2 protein-coding genes are annotated in these 3,502 nt (G+C 36.2%); both read right to left on the bottom strand.

Annotated features, from left to right (window positions below; genetic code table 11):
- Positions 1 to 413 precede the first annotated feature (413 nt).
- The gene (locus V7164_RS23880) at positions 414 to 1,181 is read right to left on the bottom strand and encodes a SurA N-terminal domain-containing protein (protein WP_335344886.1); all 768 of its coding nucleotides are present in this window, start codon (positions 1,179 to 1,181) and stop codon (positions 414 to 416) included.
- A gap of 596 nt (positions 1,182 to 1,777) precedes the next feature.
- Positions 1,778 to 3,448: a M4 family metallopeptidase gene (locus V7164_RS23875; RefSeq protein ID WP_335355443.1), complete on the bottom strand. Its 1,671-nt coding sequence runs from the start codon at positions 3,446 to 3,448 to the stop codon at positions 1,778 to 1,780.
- Between the last annotated feature and the right edge of the window lie 54 nt (positions 3,449 to 3,502).

The raw sequence follows: 3,502 nt of genomic DNA, 5'->3' as shown, positions 1-3,502 counted from the left end.
CCATAGGTATACTCCTATTTAAATATTTCATTAACAATTATTATATCAAGTTTTTTAAAAGACATGGTTTAGTCGGTAAAAGAAATCTTCCGCAATCGGGAGCTTTAAGGAAACAAGGTAAGCCCCTTTTTTATGGAATAATGAATGAGTAAACACCAGATAGATAACTGTAGCTTTAAAATAAAGTTTAATCAAAAAATCATTAACAATCCCATATTCTACAGCACAAAAGAGGAATCTATTTTGAAAAAAGATTGGGCTGTTGATCAAACTAAAAAGCCTCATTTATAGACACAGAATATAGTGGATAAAAAAGAAGATGAACACTACATTTTGTAGGGATCCATCTTCTTTTTCGTTTGAAGGGGCATTTGTCAACAGCCCCTTGAGCTGTTCATTATGTGTGTAACATCTTAAATCTTAATATCAATCTTCGCATTTTTCTTTAGCTCTTCAACCTGCTGAGCGAGTTTTTCTTGCTGTTTTTGCTGTTGAAGAGATTGTTCGATTTGTGGTTTTACTTCTTCAAGCTTTGGAACTTCTTGTCCAGTACTCTTTCCTTGTTCCGCATATTGATCAAACGTTTTTTGAATTTCTTCATCGGTTATTTCACCAGCTGGCACTTCTTTCTCAATGTACTGTTTAAGTTTAATACCGTCAGCTATTTGAGTTTCAAGTGTTTTCATATCCATGCCGGATTTTTTAAGAGCGGCTTCGAATTCTTTTTCTGTTTTAAACTGTTTTTTTATTTCGTCCAGCTGCTTATTAATATCTGCCTCTGAAACTTTATAGCTTTTTTTATCTACCTCTTGAAGAAGAAGAGTTTGTCCGACTAAGCTGTCAATTGTTTGGTTTTTCGCTTGCTCTGCAGCTTCTTTAGAAGTCGGATCTTGTCCCATTTGCTGCATTTGTCCTTGTATAGATGCTAAAGCGGTATTATACTCGCTTCCTAAAATTTCTTTATCATTCACTATGGCAACAGTTTTCTTTTCATCTATTTGCTGTGCTTCTAATTTCTTTTGCATTTCTTTCATTAGCTTTTGCTGTTCCTTCTGCTGATCGGTTTCCACTGTTTTTGCTTTATCATCATTTTTAGCTTCTGTACTTTCTTCATTTCCTCCGCATGCCACTAAAACAACTGCCATTAGACCGGTTATTAATGTAAACATCATTTTTTTCATAATCGATCTCCTTCCTTAAGCTAGAAGTATAATTTTCCCTAAAAAAATCATCTAGTGCGCATTATAAAGTTAATCCTATGAAAAAGAAACAGTATGTGCTCTTTTTTAATATTTATTACAGGATTGAAACATTTGATAATGATAATGAATGCCTGTAAAAAAGCAAATTTGAATTTTAGAACATTTCTAGTATTAACATTAGGAACTTAATTTTGAATGTTGTTCTCATTAAAATAGGAACTGCAGTTGGAGGATCATGGGAAACAATTGTGGGTTATATGGATATATATTCAAATTTGACTTATGTAGTGTTGACATTACTATTTATGGTGTTTGTTGTTTTATTTATTAGAAAAAGAATGATATTAAATAAATATTCTCTTATTTAGAAGAATTTCCTTCCATAATTCAGCATAAGCTATCTTCCACAATCGGGCGCGTTTATTTAGGAACGCGTCTTTATTATAAAAGGGCCATATAATTGAAAAATCTTTAAAGAAAAATATTAATCGTTTTGATGTAATCAGGTGCAGGGTTATATTAGCAAGACATAAAAGGCTAGGATAATGTTCCTAGCCTTTTTGAAATTAGTATACTTAGTATATTCCCACAGCATCAAACCCAGAATGAACTGCTGCCAATTCCACGCTGCCTTCACCATAAATATCAATCGCAGACTGAGAAATGGCCTGACGTGCATCGCTAAATTCTGAATTTGGAGTTAAATATACAGTTAATGCACGATAGTATATTTGCCCTAATTTTTTCTTTCCAATATCCTGGCCAATCAAGTAGGCAGCATGATTTGGAATGGAAGAGTTAACGTGAACTCCGCCATTATCTACATTAGTAGGCATGTGATAATATTCATCCATATGAGCCGGATAGACTCCGCTGCCATACGCGGCTCTCTGCGGATTACTGACAACTACACTGTTTGGATCACTTAAGCTGCGCAATCTCGTTACTCCGTCAGCCTTAGCAGCCGGTGCCATAATATCCTCGCCGATTTCCCAATCATCATCATCAACTAGTGCACCAAAGATGTCAGCGAAGGATTCGTTTAATGCTCCAGGCTGATGGCGGTAGACTAAATTCGCCGAATGAGTGATGACACCATGAGTCATTTCGTGGGCAGCCACGTCAAGACCCGCTGAAAGTGAAATAAAGAACTCACCGTCCCCATCCCCATAGGTCATCCAGCGCCCGTTCCAGGATGCATTGTTGTAATTGTTGCCATAGTGAACCCTTGAAATGATTGCCATTCCTTTCCCATCCAAGGAATTACGGCCATGTTCATTTAGAAAATACTCATATACCTTTTCGGAATTATAGTGTGCATCGACAGCTGCCCGATCATAGTCATCGATAAATGCAGCGGAATTCCCAATATACAGGGTATCATTGCTAGAACTATTATCATTTTTAGCATCATACGTAAAAATTCCTTCAAGATTCTCATGAGCGTAATCGGCTAACGCAAACTTCGTTCCTGAACCTGGCTCCCTCACTTGAGAAATATGAATTTCCCTGTGATTACCATGTACACCTAATCCAAAGCCCTTTTGTGTTTTCATTTCATTGGCATCCATTAAGCCATTATACTTATCGATAACCTTTCCTGTGTTTGTATCCACAAATACAAACCAGTTCCCAGGTTCATCTCCCATGAAGTTTACATTCACTTTGTAAGCTGTGTAATTTTCTCCTTCAAAAGGATAGATTACTAGATCAGTAGTTGGCTCATAGGACAATTCTTCAGGAGCATTAACAGAGGATAATGCCACTTTGGTTGCAGCATCACTGCTATAAGCGGCAGTCGTGCTCACTTCATCATCAGCAATATTCTGATAAATCCTTCCGTTAACGGAAACTACCTCATTATTCTCATTGAAGTGAACAATAAGTTCGGATCCTTCTATGTTAACTTCATTTACTGACTGTTGAAAGCGAACATGGGTCATGCCAAGTTCATCTTTTTGTACACCTTTGACTTTTAGGTTTTTATCTGGGTTTTTAATTCCCGTTTTAGCTTCATTTTTTTTCAAATAATTTAATGCATTGGATGGATCACTTGATGAAAATTTTTCCGAAAACCGTTCCTTCACAAATACAGGGACACTAGCCTTCTCATTCCACTCCTTAGAAGCTTGTACACTACTATATGCATTCGAATTCACTTGCAGAGCAAAAACGCTGCTTACTGGAATTGAGCCCATTAATAACGCTGACGACAGGGCTACAGGAACAATTAACTTTTTCTTCATATTTAAATTCCCTCCTATTAAGTTCATTCATATTTAATTATAGATTAATAGAAG

Origin of the sequence: Bacillus sp. JJ1474 (assembly GCF_036965225.1) — a bacterium.
Lineage (GTDB): Bacteria > Bacillota > Bacilli > Bacillales > Cytobacillaceae > Cytobacillus.
The sequence above is the reverse complement of the archived record's forward strand: the minus strand, read 5'-3'. Positions and strand labels throughout refer to the sequence as shown.

Bases quoted from the DNA above. Each gene is read 5' to 3' on its own strand.
- V7164_RS23875 (WP_335355443.1), bottom strand. From the start codon at position 3,448: ATGAAGAAAAAGTTAATTGTTCCTGTAGCCCTGTCGTCAGCGTTATTA.
- V7164_RS23880 (WP_335344886.1), bottom strand. From the start codon at position 1,181: ATGAAAAAAATGATGTTTACATTAATAACCGGTCTAATGGCAGTTGTT.